14 protein-coding genes and 2 riboswitches are annotated in these 16121 nt (G+C 34.8%); of the genes, 4 read left to right on the top strand and 10 right to left on the bottom strand.

Translation table 11 applies throughout. From position 1 onward, the window contains the following. Window positions 1–46: 46 nt before the first annotated feature. Window positions 47–685 (bottom strand): riboflavin synthase, encoded by a 639-nt coding sequence (gene ribE, locus FH508_RS08220; protein WP_173478519.1) that lies wholly within the window; start codon window positions 683–685, stop codon window positions 47–49. Between the two features lie 157 nt (window positions 686–842). Then, a riboswitch (FMN riboswitch) is annotated at window positions 843–968 on the bottom strand. A gap of 120 nt (window positions 969–1088) precedes the next feature. Next, window positions 1089–1214, bottom strand: a riboswitch (FMN riboswitch). Window positions 1215–1600: 386 nt separating this feature from the next. Here ribE and FH508_RS08215 point away from each other — a divergent pair. Both FH508_RS08215 and FH508_RS08210 read left to right on the top strand, forming a co-directional pair. Then, window positions 1601–2734: a YibE/F family protein gene (locus FH508_RS08215; protein WP_173478518.1), complete on the top strand. Its 1134-nt coding sequence runs from the start codon at window positions 1601–1603 to the stop codon at window positions 2732–2734. Then, window positions 2731–3513 (top strand): YibE/F family protein, encoded by a 783-nt coding sequence (locus tag FH508_RS08210; protein WP_173478517.1) that lies wholly within the window; start codon window positions 2731–2733, stop codon window positions 3511–3513. The genes FH508_RS08215 and FH508_RS08210 overlap by 4 nt, the downstream gene beginning before the upstream one ends. 61 nt (window positions 3514–3574) lie before the next feature. Here FH508_RS08210 and FH508_RS08205 read toward each other — a convergent pair whose 3' ends face one another. From FH508_RS08205 to FH508_RS08195, 3 genes are read right to left on the bottom strand one after another with little or no spacing between them, the layout of a single operon-like run. Continuing rightward, window positions 3575–4363 (bottom strand): ABC transporter permease, encoded by a 789-nt coding sequence (locus FH508_RS08205; protein WP_173478516.1) that lies wholly within the window; start codon window positions 4361–4363, stop codon window positions 3575–3577. Beyond that, window positions 4360–5268 carry an ABC transporter ATP-binding protein gene (locus FH508_RS08200; RefSeq protein ID WP_173478515.1) on the bottom strand — a complete coding sequence of 303 codons (909 nt, stop codon included), beginning with the start codon at window positions 5266–5268 and terminating at the stop codon, window positions 4360–4362. Before FH508_RS08200 ends, FH508_RS08205 begins: the two co-directional genes overlap by 4 nt. Next, a complete protein-coding gene (locus FH508_RS08195) occupies window positions 5252–5503 on the bottom strand; it encodes a PLD nuclease N-terminal domain-containing protein (protein WP_173478514.1) in 252 nt (83 codons plus the stop codon). Before FH508_RS08195 ends, FH508_RS08200 begins: the two co-directional genes overlap by 17 nt. Before the next feature lie 361 nt (window positions 5504–5864). Here FH508_RS08195 and FH508_RS08190 point away from each other — a divergent pair, with 361 nt between their 5' ends. After that, window positions 5865–6482, top strand: a complete 618-nt coding sequence (locus FH508_RS08190; RefSeq protein WP_173478513.1) for an HAD-IA family hydrolase — start codon at window positions 5865–5867, stop codon at window positions 6480–6482. Between the two features lie 152 nt (window positions 6483–6634). On the opposite strand, the gene FH508_RS08185 is transcribed toward FH508_RS08190, so the two are convergent. From FH508_RS08185 to FH508_RS08175, 3 genes are all read right to left on the bottom strand, one after another. Next, window positions 6635–7600: a VanW family protein gene (locus tag FH508_RS08185; RefSeq protein ID WP_173478512.1), complete on the bottom strand. Its 966-nt coding sequence runs from the start codon at window positions 7598–7600 to the stop codon at window positions 6635–6637. A 509-nt stretch (window positions 7601–8109) separates the two neighbouring features. Further along, window positions 8110–8667, bottom strand: a complete 558-nt coding sequence (locus FH508_RS08180; protein ID WP_173478511.1) for a hypothetical protein — start codon at window positions 8665–8667, stop codon at window positions 8110–8112. Between the two features lie 58 nt (window positions 8668–8725). Then, the gene (locus FH508_RS08175; RefSeq protein WP_173478510.1) at window positions 8726–8989 is read right to left on the bottom strand and encodes a hypothetical protein; all 264 of its coding nucleotides are present in this window, start codon (window positions 8987–8989) and stop codon (window positions 8726–8728) included. A gap of 413 nt (window positions 8990–9402) precedes the next feature. On the opposite strand from FH508_RS08175, the gene FH508_RS08170 reads away from it, so the two are divergent. Continuing rightward, window positions 9403–11907, top strand: coding sequence for a winged helix-turn-helix domain-containing protein (locus tag FH508_RS08170; protein ID WP_173478509.1), 2505 nt, complete (start codon window positions 9403–9405; stop codon window positions 11905–11907). Between the two features lie 527 nt (window positions 11908–12434). Here the strand turns inward: FH508_RS08170 and FH508_RS08165 are convergent. The 3 genes from FH508_RS08165 to FH508_RS08155 all read right to left on the bottom strand — a co-directional run bounded on the left by FH508_RS08165 (window position 12435) and on the right by FH508_RS08155 (window position 16121). Further along, complete coding sequence (locus FH508_RS08165; protein ID WP_173478508.1) at window positions 12435–13043, bottom strand: CAP domain-containing protein; 609 nt, start codon at window positions 13041–13043, stop codon at window positions 12435–12437. Window positions 13044–13569: 526 nt separating this feature from the next. After that, window positions 13570–14721 carry a DHHW family protein gene (locus tag FH508_RS08160; protein WP_173478507.1) on the bottom strand — a complete coding sequence of 384 codons (1152 nt, stop codon included), beginning with the start codon at window positions 14719–14721 and terminating at the stop codon, window positions 13570–13572. Between the two features lie 14 nt (window positions 14722–14735). After that, window positions 14736–16121: an MBOAT family O-acyltransferase gene (locus FH508_RS08155; protein WP_173478506.1), complete on the bottom strand. Its 1386-nt coding sequence runs from the start codon at window positions 16119–16121 to the stop codon at window positions 14736–14738.

Raw genomic sequence — 16121 nt, 5'->3', positions numbered from 1 at the left:
CCTAATAAACTTTCATTTATTGTCTGTTCTATACTTTTTAAACAGGCTAAAAGCCATGCTTTGCTAAGTAATCTTTCGTAATGGCCGATGTTTGCTGACCACGGTGGAGCTGATGCATAATGTATTTGCCAATCAAATCGGTTTCTATGTTGACTAATGCCCCAACATTTTTTATTCCTAGTACTGTTTCCTCGTATGTGTGCGGAATAAGAGATACGGTAACACTGTTTTTATCCACATAGAAGAGCGTTAAGCTTGTTCCATCAATTGTGATTGAACCTTTAGGAATACAATAGCTCGTTAATTGTTCTGACAGTGCTATATCGATGTAGACTGCATTGGCCATTGGACGTTTGCGTAAAATTTTCCCCACACCGTCAACATGACCTGAAACAAAATGACCGCCAAAACGCCCGTTTGCAGGCATCGCTCGCTCTAAATTTACAGCATTCCCAACGACCAGTTGCTGCAAATTTGTCGCTTTCACCGTTTCAGGCATTACGTCCATTGTTAATTCCTGCTCATTATATTGTGTGACTGTCAAACATACGCCATTAACAGCTATACTATCTCCTAGCTTCACATCAGATACTATCTTTGGCGAAGTAACAGTTATTTTCATACTTTGCCTATCGTTTTGCAAGGTTTTTACTGTACCAATATCCTCAATAATACCTGTAAACATTTTTCCACCAACTTTCCAATTTTTATTTCGACCTGTAATTGCCTAAACGAGCTAAACAAAAAACCCCTTTTTAACAAAGGGGTTTGGGAGTTCTAATAAATAAGACGTCACGAAATAAACCTAGTGGATATGATATTTTTCCACAGGCTACCATCTCATTGTTCTTCTCCCATCCAGACTATAACTGTCGGTTTTGGATTTGCACCAAATCAGCTTGCGCTCACGGACTTTGAATTGCTTCATCACCGCCGATTGGGAATTTCACCCTACCCCGAAGAACAGATACTTATTAAATTGTTAACTAAATAAAAAACTCCCCAACGAAGTCGATGGGAAGTAGTAATCTATATAAGCGTAGCCAAATAGACCCTTTAAACTCATACGAATTTAAAAAGCTTATACGTTTACCCTTCTCCCATCCAGACTGTAACTGTCGGTTTTGGATTTGCACCAAATCAGCTTGCGCTCACGGACTTTGAATTACTTCATCACCGCCGATTGGGAATTTCACCCTACCCTGAAGGATATGTTCATTTAGTTATTTCTTACGATAACATTATTTCAATAGATTATCCACCTAAAAATATTTTTCGTAACTAAATGTAATTTAGGCGAAAGATGGAAGCTTGATATCACACTACAATGCATCTTTATTTAAAGGAATCATATATGAACGGACGTGTGTTACGTAAAAAACCTAAAGATAACATTGTATAACCATTAAGTTTACTATGCCACTTAATCGGTAAGAAGAAACTTTAATTGGTATAGAGCGTTACTTCCTAGGTGACTACTTTTGATAAGCTTGACATAGAAAAATAGGGATGTTAACGTGAATCATTGTTCCAAGCGTCTTCTGTCTAACGGCAAACTTGATACGAACATAGTCAAATTCCCTCATTGGAGGTTTTTTTATTGTTTACTAGTAATTCTACTAAGAAAATTACTATACGGATTATATTATATTTCCTATTAGCATTGTGCTTTGTGGCTTCCGTTTTTTTCGTTGGTCACAATGAATCCTTGTACGAACGTCCAATTGCTGAAGTTACCAAAACTGTGTTAGAAGATACAACACCTGTCTCGGATATGTACAGCAATGACGATCAATTATTTACACAGCGTATAACGGCAGTGTTGAAAAATGGAGAAGCTAAAGGACAGCTTATTTATTTAACTAATGAATACTCTTCCTCGGCTGCTTTTGATCACGAATATAAGGTCGGAAATAAATTATTTATATCCATTAAGGCAGACACGAAAAACACAGGACAATTAACAGGGACAATTATAGATGTCAAACGTGATTTTTACGTTTTAATGGTAGCGTGGATTTTTATTTTTACTTTATTAATTGTTGGCAAAAGAAAAGGTTTATTTTCGATCATTAGTTTGATTGTAAATGCCCTAATATTATCATTTGCATTGGATTTATATGTTAAGCATTCTAACGTTAATTTGTTAATTGTTAGTGGTGTATGTGTTCTTTTATTTACTGGTGTTTCGTTGATACTTATAAACGGATTAAATGAAAAAACCTATGCTGCAATGCTTGCAACCATTTTAGGAACTTTCATTTCCTTGCTTATAAGCTTTTTCGTAATGTGGATTACATCTGAAAAAGGACTTCGTTATGAGGAAATGCAATTTCTAACTCGACCTTATCACATGGTTTTTATGGCTGGTTTGTTTATTGGAGCCCTAGGAGCTGTTATGGATGTTTCAATTACGATGGCTTCTTCCATGTTTGCACTATATGACCAAGATCCAACTATTTCTGATAAAGCTTTAAAAACTTCAGGACTTGATATTGGCAAAGATATTATGGGAACAATAACGAGTATTTTGTTTTTTGTTTATATTTGTGGTTCCATTCCGATGCTAATTTTATATTTAAAAAATTCTTCTACATTAGGGCTAACACTTTCCATGAATCTTTCATTAGAACTAGCTCGTGCACTGGCAGGCGGGATTGGCGTAGTTTTAACAATTCCCATCAGTCTTTACACTTCTATGATTTTCATTAAACGAAAGAGGGTAAATCGATGAATGTATTAGTGTGGCTAACGGCCATTTTATTTATATTAATGATTGCTATCGGTGGAAAAAAAGGTGTTCGCTCTTTTATTTCTTTATTTTTAAACTTCGCGGTACTCTTTGTAACGATTTTCTTAATGACCAATCCTAATAACAGCCCAATTGTCTTAACGTTTATTGCCTGTACAATCATTAGCTGGATTAGTTTATTTTATATCAATGAAAAGAACAGCAAAACAATTACCGCCTTTATTTCAACAATGATTACTATTGTAATCCTGCTATTTTTTATAGTTTTTGTCACAGAAAAGTCAATGATTCAAGGATTTGGAGAAGAATCAACAGAGGAAATTAGTATCTTTTCACTTTATATTGGTGTTAACTTTGTTCAAGTTGGCGCTGCTGTAATCATCATGAGTACAATAGGTGCCATCTTAGATGTCGCCATATCCATCGCCTCGTCGATGCACGAAATTTTCCACCACAACCCGCTCATTAGCAGAAAAAAACTATTCACTTCAGGTGTAAGCATTGGGAAGGATATTTTAGGAACAGACACAAATACTTTATTTTTCGCTTTCTTTGGTGGCTATTTAGGTCTTTTAATATGGTTTAAAGATTTAAACTACTCAATTGGCGATATTATCAATTCTAAAGTGTTCAGTACGGAGCTGATTACAATTTTTTGTGCAGGCATTGGTATAGCAGCCATTATCCCTATTGCGGCCTCCGTCAATGCCTATTATTTAGTCAAATCACGCGAAAAAGAAAGTGCCAGTCACTCAAAGTGACTGGCACTAGTAATTGTTTTCCCCTACCATTTGACCGCTCGACTCGATTTAATATGCTTATTTAATTTTTATGATATTTCTTTGCAGATATCCAATAGTGTGAAAACATTACGATTATAGTAATCCATATGAAAGTAATGAACATATTGCCATATAAATGCGAATCGATTGAACCCGTTATTAATACCATCACGGCATGTTGACTCATTCCAGCAGGATTTACTAAATCAATTATAGGATGTAAACCACTGATTATTTTAAACATAAGCAAGCAAACAATACTTATTAAAGCGATAACACCCTGCCCATTAAAAATGGTACTAATCATTGAAGTAAACGAAATCATAAAAAGAACCCATAATTGATAGAAAATAATTGCAAGAACCATATCTCGAAATGGAATATTACTAAACAAAAAATTTACATATACATAAGATACAATGTATCCAAGTGTCACACTAATCGCTACAATAGAGAAATTCGAAAAAATTTTACCACCAATATAGGAACCTACTTTTACAGGTCTTGTTAAAATAAAGTCAAGCATCCCATTTGCTTTATCTGACTGAATAATACCCATCATTGCAATCACTATAATCATAATCCCTAACTGATCGAATTGGGATCCAAGTGTTGCAGCCATTACTTGCGCTCCATCCTGCTGAAGCATCGAAGGATCAATCGTAATGCCTTGATTTCCCCCAAGTGCTGCTAAAATGGTTGGTAAATAATATGTGACTACTGGTTGCGTAGCCCCTAAAAACATAAAAGCAAGCGGTAACCATATCACTTTAAAATCACGAAACATTTGTACATATTCTTTTTTTGTTAAAACATATATAGGCGTCATACGCTCACCACCATTTTTAAAAAGATGTCCTCTAACGTCTCACTGCTTCCAACTTCGAATCGAACAATATCTAATTTGTTTTCCAAAGTGTCACGCATTAACATATCTTTATTTTCCTGCACATTTTCGAGCGTTACCTTCATTCTTTTTCCGTTTGCTTCTACATGTTTTACATACGGAAGTTTTTCAATTATTTGGACAGAAAGCATATTTTCCGATGCTATTTCAAGATGTACAACTTCTTCACTATTATGAGTTAATAATTTATCTATTGTCGTATCCATTATTTTCTCACCTTGTTTCATGATGACAAACCGTTCACAAATTTCTTCAGCATCGCCTAAAATATGCGTTGATAATAAAATAGTCGTTTCATGTTTAATTTCTTGAATTAAATTCAAAACCTCTCTCCTTCCTATTGGATCTAATGCCGATACAGGCTCATCCATAACAATAAAAGATGGTTTATGTAAAAGCGTTTGAGCAATACCTAATCTCTGCTTCATTCCGCCAGAAAATGTTTGAACTTTCTCATTCTGTTCGTTTATTAATCCTACTTTTGTTAATATAGCAGGTACTTCCTCAATAAGTTTTTCTTTAGTTATACCTGATAACTGTCCCATAAAAAAGAGTGTCTCTTTGGCAGTCATCCAGTGGAAGAAATCAGGGTATTGAGGAAGATAGCCAACCTCTCTTTTCATGTTTGAAATTTTTTTCCCATCGAGCAGTACCTCGCCTTTATCCGCATATAAGATATCTGCAATAATTTTAATTAGCGTAGACTTTCCAGCACCGTTTGGGCCTATAAGTCCTACACATTGTCCAGTGTCAACTACCATAGAAAAGTTATGAACGGCTGTCTTTGTTTTAAAGTTTTTTGTTACACCTTTAATTTCTAACTTCATTAAGCTTCGCTCCTTTTCGTACAATAGTGAAATATAAAATGGGTCCAATTGTATTGAAAAATATAATAACAATTGTCCATAAAAGAACATTTGCCCTTTCCTTCCGATGCCTATACAAATCAAATAGTGCAATTAGGATAAGAATGAGACCTACCACCATGAACGGTAATGCTATCTGTAATACTGCTAACCAATCTACATCTCCCAATTCATTTAATCCATAGTGAAGTTTCATGTAATTTTCTCCTCTCAACTTACATTATCATTACTGATAATGATAACGATAACACACAATTTTTGGAATTGCACCTGTTTATTGCTTTATTTTTATATACATTATCATTACTGATAATATCATCGGTACTGATAATACGATTTCACTATGTATTTAGTGTTCTAAATTTTTAGTACTTTCCATTCTTCTCAACTATGTATTTTTCAGCGCCATGACTACTTTCAGCAACTAGATGTTCTACAAAAATTGCTTGTTATCTATTTCTTTTTTTCCGTATTCATGTCATCATGAACGAATGATTACACTTACATAAAACATACATCTAAATAACGATGTTAAATCTTAAAGGAGAATAGATACAATGAAACATATCATATTTGATTTTGATGGTACACTTGCAGATTCCACTGCTGTACTCGCCTCTGTATGGAACACCATTGCAAAGGAATACGATTTTAAAGAAGTACAACTAGAGGACATTGATTCACTAAAAAAAATATCAATTACCGAACGCAGTAAATTATTTAACTTTCCACTACACAAGCTACCAATTATACTCCCTCAATTTTATCATTTATACCAACAGTCCATAAAAGATGTTCACCTTTTTCGGGGGATGAAAGATGTATTAAAGGCAATTGAAAACAAGGGTTATACAATCGCAATTATCTCTTCTAATTCGAAGGACAATATTTCAGAGTTTTTAAAGGTAAATGATATTAATCATGTTTCTGAAGTACTGTGCTCTAGCCGTATTTTTGGGAAAGATAAAGTGATTAAAAAATATATAAAAGAAACAAATATCAAAAAATCAGACGTGTTATATGTTGGAGATGAGCAGCGTGATATTGTTGCCTGTAAAAAAGTAGGAATTCCAATTATTTGGGTTGGTTGGGGATATGATGCAATTGAGGTTGTTCAATCAGAGAAGCCCGATTACAAAGTATTTTCTCCAGCAGAAATATTAACTATCATTTAAGCAATGAATACATTTCTCATGTCTTCGGGCTCGAAAAAAAAAGACACTTTCTTCAGTGTCTCAGAGTAAAACAGAAATACAGAGAAGGTTGATTTGCTCCAAAACAACACTTTTGAGTTAGCCTTACATCAACCTCTTTTTTTACTATGGGGCTAGCTTTTTATAAGTTCTTTGTATTTTTCGGATGTTCTTATTTCAATAGTAAGAAAATCTTTACCGTACGTTGCCTTAATTAAAAAAGGCACATCACTTGTGTTTTGAAACCTAAAATCCAATCCGCCATAGGATACAGTTGCATCTCTACCCTTTGGAACGTAGCCAACATCTAATGAATGATGATGTCGCTCGACGAATTTTATAGGTAATTGATCGACTGCATTAAACAACGTTGAGGAAGTTTGGCATATACCTCCACCGATGCCCATAACAAGTTTTTTATTAATAATTTCAGGTGCGGGCTGATAGCCGTTTTTTTCATCTCTCGGTCCAACAACAGTATTAAAAGAAAAAGTATCCCCGCTCCCAACAATGACATTATTGATCGCCTTTGCTGACAGTTCGATATTTTTGTTTCTTCCTACATCTGAGGAGCTGAAGTATGTTGTATACGATGCTACTACAACATCCTCTAAATACGGTATGTCTTCTAGATAATAGCCACTTTTAGTAATATACAGTGGCATTTCTACTTTGCCCCCCGTTACAGATGCAGCTAGTACCCTTTCAACCAATTCACTTTCTTTTAAAATCACCAATGGACTTCCTTTAATAACCTGACCATTGCCATCCAATTTGTCGAGCACCATGCGCTTATCTAAACCAACTACTGTTTCTGTTCCCCTTGCTAATTGTTGTGCTAATTGTTCAATTTTCTTTTTATACGATTCAGGGTCTGTTTCATAGCCTAGTTCCTGTGGTGATATGATGTGGATGATTTCCAAAGATTGCGGATCAACAATTTCAACTACTATAGGTCCAGCTTCCTGCTCCTTGTCCTCCGTGTACGTCACTGGCTGCTTTACATCATCAATGTCAATTTGTTCGTTCTCTAATGTTTCTTGACAGCCAGCCAAAGCAATAGTACTTCCTAAACAAAATACAGCTATCCAGCTCTTCATTAATAAACACCTACCTCTACCTTACTTACAGCAACATCTTATTCGACTAGTAAGGATAGTGTGTTTCTTTTCATGCATTTTTATTGGTAGTTGCTTAAATAATTGTTTTTTAAATATAGATTATTAGTGAATACACAATTAAAAATGTAGTTTTTTCTACAATTTAAGTAAAAGGAAAACACTCCATAAAAGTTTAAATGCTCCCTTTTGTGGAGTGCTTTCTGTTAAAAAATTGAGTTTTCGGCATATAATAAATACTTGTGTATTGCTTATCCTCTTTGAATACACAATTTAAAATAACCTCGCTATGGAAATCAAATTATCTCATCTTTTGTTCCTTTCAAAAAATAAAATGAATAAAGTAAAAGTTGCAAGTAAGAATAATATAATGGTAGTCGCTCTAGGAATATAACCATTTTGGACTTGATGAAAAATTTCTATTAGTGAAAAAGATAATACTCCAAATATGATAAGTATAACTAAAATAAAATGTATCTCTTCTTTATTTTTCATGAAACCCGTACATTGGAAAAATCATCGTATTTTCCAAATCTCCAATTACGTTCTGGTCCAGGGATTTTTTTATAGGAGTTTAACGTTTTATTAGTAAGAATTAAATATTCAACAGATGCAACTATTACTGAAATGCCATGTATGCTTTTTAAATATTTTCTCAAGAAATTGGTGACGTTGGCAACTGTAGGCTTTTTGATTGATTTAAATGCCTGATCTAGTAATCCTACTAATAATAATTCCTTTAGAATACTTGTTTCAAAATTCCTTATCTTATCAACATTTCTTGTGAATTGATCAAAGTGCTTATTGTATGTGTTAACTGTTTTTTCATTGGATAGTTCTCTGGCTTTTCCTCCTCCATTACTGTATTTATAATATGAATAATTAAATCCACTCAATCTTGCTGTCACCCATTTACCTGTTGCACTTGTCGTATATACTAGTTTATCATTCTTAATTTCGTTAACAGGCGAAACATCCACAGGTGTTTTTGAAATAATCTGTTTACTTAATATATTTTTCTGGCTTACAAAACTATCATCGTCATTCATATCAATAATTGTTATGAAATTTTCGACAAGTTCTTTAGCTACATTATCTATTTTATATTTATTTAGTAGTTACAGCTTCATTTTCAATTTGTTCCTCATATAAAAAAAGTTCGCCATTTTCTAATGTGTTATACACTACTTCTTTATCCGTAAATTTAATAATTTCCAATATTACAAAACTATCATCTTCCACATCTTCTTCTGAAAGAGGCATAGCAAATGACTTAACATGTACAAAAGTTAATGTAATTGTAGTGATTAATACAACTATAGTTAGGTAAATTATTAAGTTTCTAGCAAAAAAGTAAAAGGTTTTTTTCATAGGATCCTCTTCCTTCCCTTTCTTAGAAAATATTCAATAAATTACTTTTTAAATAATCAGTATTCTTTTTTATTTATAAAATAATAACCACTCTTTATTTTTTCAACGACTTTGTATGTTTACCTTCAATTCTTTTCAAATCTCTATTTAAAAATCAACCACATTAAAAATTTTTCACTTTTATTATTAGCCATTTCCCTTATTAAACTTCAAATCTATATATATAAAGCCAAAAGTACTCACTTGTTAGTACATTGCTTTAACTTGCATAAAGTCCCATGTTTCTACTATATATATAGAAAAAGTCAACGGACAAAGTTATGGTTAGGACTATTAACATTCGTAATAATGCCGAAGCTTGTAGTAAAATAAATTACATCATTATCCTAAATTTCGAAAAGGAGGTAGAAAAGATGCCTACTACATTATTATCTTCTAAATTAACGATTCCTCTCGAGGCACCTGATTTAATTGAGCGAAGACAATTATTTGATCTTTTACGACTTCATACTTATAAAAAAGTGACGATTTTACGTGCACCAGCAGGCTATGGAAAAACAACTGTTCTAAGTAGCTGGTTCAAAAATAGTAAGGAAACTGTGGCTTGGGTATCACTTGATGCTGCTGAAAATGATCCGATTCGTTTTTGGACTTACGCTGTGCATGCCGTTGCCAAAGCTTATCAGTGCAATATAGATCAAATACTTGCACCACTGTTGCATGCTCAAGACCTAGCAACACTTGAATTTTTTATCAATTCATTTTTAGAAGAGCTTAATGCCTTAGCAAAACCGATACATATTGTATTAGATGATTATCATCTAATTGATAATCCAGCAATTCATCAACTTATGACTCAATTTATAGAGTACTTACCTTCTGAGGCACATGTTTATATTACAACTCGGACAGCCCTTGCACTCCCTACTGCTAAGTGGCGCGTTAAACAATGGCTACAAGAATTTAATGCGGATCATTTACGATTTACGTTGCAAGAAACTAAGCAATTTTTTTCCTACAAACATGCAACACCACTAAATCAACAACATTTACAAAATGTTTTAGACAAAACGGAAGGATGGGTAGCTGGATTATTGTTAACGCGCTTGGCAAATGAACAACAAATAGACCCAATCGATAATATAGCGCAGCCGTTTATTTCTGAGTTTCTATGGCAAGAAATTATTCAAAATCTTCCGCCTACAACACAAAAATTTCTCATACAAACATCTCTACTGCATGAGCTAGAACCTACTATATGTGACCAACTAACAAAGCAATCAAATAGCCTTGAACTGTTAGAAAATTTAGAAGCAAAAGGTCTATTTATCATTCGTCTGCAATCAAAAAAGCCTGTTTTTCGCTACCATCATTTATTTGCTGAAGCTTTACAATTAGAACTAAACAAACAATATTCAGTCCAGCAAGTACAATCAATTGTCCAAGAAGTTGCTCATTCTATTTACAACAATCAGGGAAATTATATTTCTGCCATTGAGCTAGCACTTAAATATGAACAATATGAACAAGCCGCTTCATGGATAACAGAACATCTTGTACAGCTCTATGCTTCCGGGCAAACAACAACATTTATGCGCTGGCTACAACAACTTCGGAGTGCTCACTATGTCGTTTCGTATGAAATGCTTGTTATCGGCTTCCTAACTTCTATTACAACAATGGACACCAAAATAGCTACTTCCCTTATGGAGGAGCTTGAAATGAGACAATATGTAGAACATTGGATGGAGCAAGAAGAACATGGAGCGATGGCATATATTTATGAAAGTGCTAAGGCATATGCAATTGTCGCTTCTGGTGGAAATTTACAGGTAGTTGAAGAAATTATGCGTAATTTGCTTGCGAAAGGTCCTGCGCCCTCACGTTGGGATAACGTTCCGATTCCATATAATATTTTCGAATACAAACTGTCTCGTACTAGTATCGGCTCAAAAGGGAAGCTTCAAATAATGGAAGATGGCGAAGCCGTTGGTAAACTTTTTCGAGAAACATCGTTACAAACTGCAAATGTTACAGCTTTTAGCTATGGGGTTGCTGCTGAATCATTATACGAACGAAGTTTAATAGAATACGCTCAAAAGGAGCTTGAAATCGCCATTGGTTTAGGTCATCATCATCAAGACCCTGGTTTATTTATTCCTATGTATTTATTAAAAGCAAAAATTTACACCCATCAACAACAAGCAACTACAGCACGTGCGATGCTAGCACAAGTATTAGAAGGTGTTTCGGAAAAACATTGGCGAACTTCCATTCAAATTATGCAAGCTTATTGTTTTATAGTTGATGGAGATAGTCAAAATGCAGAGATGCTATTGCAGGCAACAAAAACGAAGCAACCATTTTGGCAGCTCGTTTATGCTCGTTTACTGTTATTAAAGGGCGAGCTAAACGATGCATTATCTATTGTCATTCAAGTGAAAACGAAGGCTCAGCAAGATGAGCAAATCGCAACGATTATAGAAGCAACAGTGTTAGAGGCTATTTGCCAGCATCGTTTAGGAAATACTTCTATCGCATTAGATATTTTACATGAAGTGTTACAATTAGCAGCAAAATATTATTATGTTCGGACGTTATTAGATGAGAAGGAGCTACTCCCTCTTTTAGAGCAATATTTTCAATTAGAGTCGTATGCCTTAAAATGGGATCCTTACCCTGATTATTATTTCAACTATCTTCAAAGTTGCATAACGTATGGAGTTCGTAACGAAATATTAACACCACGTGAAAAGGAATTGCTCAATCTTTTAGCCAATGGTGTTACCAATCGAGAAATTGCAAAGCTGTTGAATTTATCAGATGGAACCGTTCGCGTTTATTTATCTACTATTTATCAAAAACTAGGCGTCAAATCCCGTACACAGGCAATCCTCCACTCAAAAAAGGAAATATGAAAACGACCAATTACAATTATTTGAACCACTTTTTAAACAAGCAATTACTATCTTTTTAGTATTAATCCGAAATGGAGGAATTTAAAAGGAGAGTTGCATTAGTTGCTGATAGTTTAACAGAAGGTCGTCCAGGAGTGTCTTTCTCGAATGTAATAATGGAAAAGTATCCATGCATGAATGCTTACTAATCTCAGCAAATCGGGAACAGCATGCGCGTTTATTGAAAAGACCATTAGCTACTAATTTTGATCTTGCTTTTCTCTGGATTGGGGTCAATAAAGTCTATTCTAAATGGCTAAAAGATACTAAGCGTTATGAAGGTTGTACTATTTTATAAAAAAACTTCTCCCATTAATCAACTTTCAAAAAAGCGAGGTCATCATTTGGATGGAATCATTTTAATAGTGACGTTGCTGGAATTGTTGCAAACTTTATATGCTAATAATAAGCAAACTAGTTAATGTAATTTAATGAAGATAATCTATAAAAAAGAACTGCTCCTTATATGTTGGAACAGTTCTTTTTTATTATTTTTGTATAAACATTTGAGACCAGTAGTTGCCGTCTTGCACAAATCCTACACCGATATGTGTATAGTTTTTGTTTAAGATGTTCGCGCGGTGTCCTTCACTATTCATCCAAGCATTGACAACCTCTGTCGCTGACTTTTGACCTTTGGCAATATTTTCACCAGCTGATTTATACGTAATACCGAAGTTTTTCATCATTGTAAATGGTGTACCATATGTTGGACTTGTATGGTCGAAGTAGTTTTTATCATGCATGTCTTGAGATTTATATTTTGCTACTCTTGAAAGCTCCCAATCTTCTTTTAATGATGGAAGACCCGCTTTTGCACGTTCTGCATTGACAAGTTTAACGACTTCTTGTTCTACAGATGCTTGCTCATTTGTTGGAATATTAATTTTTTGCCCTATGTTTATTTGATCAGGATTTGCTAGTTGAGGATTTGCATCAATTAGCTCCTGTACGCCTGTTTGAGTGTTTACGGCAATTTTCCAAAGAGAATCACCTGCTACTACTGTATATGAATCAGCTGCCATTGCGCTGATTGGTACTAATAATGAAACCGATAATATGGATGCCATTGCGACTTTTTTTACTTTTTTAAACATGTTATTCATTCCTTCCTGTTTTGCTCTATATTCATGGTAAATAGTTTTGCAACATAATTCATCACTAAATATTTGGAAGGATTTTTACAGTTGTATTACATCTGAAATAATTGACGAATAGATTGCCAGATTAACGGTCTTTTTTCTCAACTTTTTAGTAATAAATTTGAAATATAGTTGTAACAGGAATATATTACTACAATATTTTCAGCAGCATCATTCCCTTTTCATTCATTAAAAACCCAATAACTAGAAAATAAATTGTTTGAGTGCCTGGTTTGAGTGCCTGACACTGCAACTATTCAGAATTGTTTGGGTGCCTGTCACTGCATCGGCATGCACATCTATTTCATATCCGCTTCTTACAACGTAAAAATCCACTCCGCTTTCCGTGGGCACGGTGTAAGCTGCAACCCTCGCGTTCGCGCGGTTCGTTGCGTCTACCATTTCGTGCGTTCCCACAGGAGTCTTCGTGGATTTTTACTTGGTTATTCAAAATTGCTTGAGTGCCTGACACCGCAACTATTCAGAATTGTTTGAGTGCCTGCCACTTTATTGATGTATCTTCTACGAAGGTCGCTGTATTAAATAAAAACAAAATATTTGCTATCCCGTTTTCAGCCATATACTTCGATATATTCCCGTTATAGTAGCGCAAGTCAATTACATGAATTTCAGAAATATGATTTGTCAAAAATGGAATGACGCTATGAGCATAGGAGTCTTTGATAACTAACAGTTTCTGTTGTTTAATTTGTTGTGTGTCGAGCTTTGTCGTAAGCTTCATAAGCGCATGGACTCCACCTAGGAAATATGAATATTGATCCTTTTTCTTTAGAAAGCTTGAATCATACATTGATGTAAAGGTTTGATCAGAATCTGCAATATACATCTCTGTCTCTACTTTCTTACGTGGCGTATACACTTGCAATTGATCGGGCGTGACATCATTAAATTGACTGCGAGTATGATAGCTGCCGAGAAATGTGTTGCTAACGGTTTTAATTAAAAAATCACTTTGCGAAAGCGGTTGCCATCCCATTTGCTTCGCATATGCGACATATGCTAAATAGGCTCCATATGTCGTCCAGTGATGGTCTGTACGATAGTAAATTGATTCAGAAGCATGTGGCTCCAAAAAATTAAAACCATTGATAAACGTGACCTTATTGTGCAACTGCCCTTCAATTAATTGATTGACTTTCTTTTGAGGATACGTTGGTGCTAACCACGGTAAGCGCTCAGGATAAAGTCCAACAGATGTTGGGGCAAGCATAAAAGTCATGTTTACTTTTGGATGATTGAGAGCAAATTGCTTCACTGCCTCTACGTTTTGTTGCACTTGCGTATCATCAGGTTTAGTAAACTTGTCGAATAAATAGCCATTTTTTCCGTTATAGATGCCATTATTCTCTTGTTGTAAACGTCCTTTTTCCGTGGCTGATTTCATCCACAACCATTTGTCACGAAATGGGAAATGGTCTGTGACGAAACGCTCCGCTTCCTCTGCATATTTTTTCGATATTACATTATCCCATGTTAAATGGGGTGCTGCTTGTAAATATCTATTTTCCAATTCGGAGAAGCGATGATGAGGCAAAATAAAAAACAGTAGCGTGAAGAACAACATTGTACCGATAAAACTAAAAACTAATAGCCGCTCTGCTTTTTGCTTCATACTGATCTACCTCCTTAAAAGCGAAAATATAAAAATGGATTAAACGTCGCGTCGACTAAATAAGCTACAGAAAGAAAATACAATATGCCATACCAAGCAATATGCGGTAATGATAACTCACTCGTTTTCTTCCATAATTTCATCGGTATTGAAGCCATAATTAGCACTAGAAGGAGCACGATATTCGTATAAAAATAGTACCCAGTGTCATTATTCCAAAGGGATTGTCCATTGAATCCGAACATGGCCGCCAAATATTTTCCTATTAACGACGGTTGCTCAAAGGCAAACAGCACCCATCCAATTAAAATTAGGAAGATGGCATAAAAATGTCTTGTCAACCGTGGTAGGCGAGAAAGTAAAGTTAAACCCCACCATTTTTCAACAATAAGAATAACTCCGAAATACAACCCCCACCATATAAAATTCCAACTGGCCCCATGCCAAAAACCTGTCAGTAGCCAAACGATTAAAATATTGCGCATTTGAATGGCTAACCCTTTACGATTGCCACCGAGTGGAATGTAAACATAATCTCGGAACCAGCTGCTTAATGAGATATGCCACCTTCTCCAAAAGTCCGTAATGCTTTGAGCAATATACGGCTTGTTAAAATTTTCATTGAATCGAAAACCAAACATTAATCCAAGTCCTATGGCCATATCAGAATATCCGCTAAAATCAAAATAAATTTGAAAGGCGAAAGCAATAATGCCTAACCAAGCTGTTAACATTGGCATCGTTTCTACATTTGAGCTAGAAATTGTGTCCCAAAGTAAGCCTATGTTATTAGCTAATAGCACCTTTTTAGCTAAGCCAATAATAAAGCGTCGCACACCTTCTGCAAACATACTAATACTTTCTGCACGATGCTGCAGTTGTTGGGCAATCGTATTATATGTCACGATTGGGCCAGCCACTAATTGGGGAAACAGAGCCACAAATGTACCGAAATCAATCCAGTTCCGCTGTGCTTTTGCTGTTCCCCTGTAGACGTCTATAATATAAGACATGGATTGGAACGTATAAAAGGAGATACCGATTGGCAAAGGAAGTTCCGTTAACGGGATATCCGTACCAAGTATTGTATTGATATTGTGAATAAGAAAATCTGCATATTTAAAATAAGATAACAGCATTAAATTCACAATAATGGAGCATAGAACAATGCCCTTTCTTTTTACTGACGACATGTTTGGCTTATCTAATAACAAACCGAAACAATAATCCGTCAGTGTAGACACTAGCATAATCACGATATAAACTGGTTCGCCCCATGCATAAAAAATTAAACTCATAATAAATAAAATGAAATTTTTAATATTTCTTGGCGAACAATAATAAAGCATTAGCACTATTGGCAAAAATACGAATAGAAAGAGCAGACTACTAAATACCAT

It is taken from the genome of Lysinibacillus sp. CD3-6, from assembly GCF_006351725.2.
GTDB lineage: Bacteria > Bacillota > Bacilli > Bacillales_A > Planococcaceae > Lysinibacillus.
The sequence above is the reverse complement of the archived record's forward strand: the minus strand, read 5'-3'. Positions and strand labels throughout refer to the sequence as shown.